Raw genomic sequence first — 415 nt, forward strand, 5'->3', positions numbered from 1 at the left:
TTTTCGTCCGGCGGAGAAGATATAAATTTAACGCATCTGTTAAGGTATTTTTTTGCCGCTAAATCGCTTTTATTTTTATCGTAGATTGTCTGAAATATGTTCTGAGCGGACAGGAAATCACGTTTTTCGTAAAAAATAAAAGCTTGTTCCCAGTTTTTTACCATTTCCTGTAGTTCTGGTGTTGTTTCGGAAGCGATTTCAAGTAACTCATAAAGCCGCAAGGGGGTGTTAATGCCGACAACGCGAACCCTGCTTAAAGGACGCAAAACAAACTCGTTGCCTATTTGCGCTCTTGTATATTCGCTAATCAGGATACCGCCTGTGTCATACTGTTTGTTAACTCCCTCTAACCGCGCCGCCAAATTTACCGCGTTTCCCATGATTGTATAATCCATTTTGTTGGGAGTGCCCATGT

The 415-nt window shown here is 41.4% G+C and carries 1 protein-coding gene; it reads right to left on the reverse strand.

Features of this window, described 5'->3' with window-relative positions:
- Positions 1-395, reverse strand: a 395-nt coding sequence (locus tag ACYVTD_RS17230; RefSeq protein WP_461248860.1) for an adenylate/guanylate cyclase domain-containing protein, incomplete at its 3' end; no start/stop codon positions are given.
- Positions 396-415: the final 20 nt, after the last annotated feature.

The sequence above is a fragment of the Treponema sp. R6D11 genome (genome assembly GCF_054786075.1).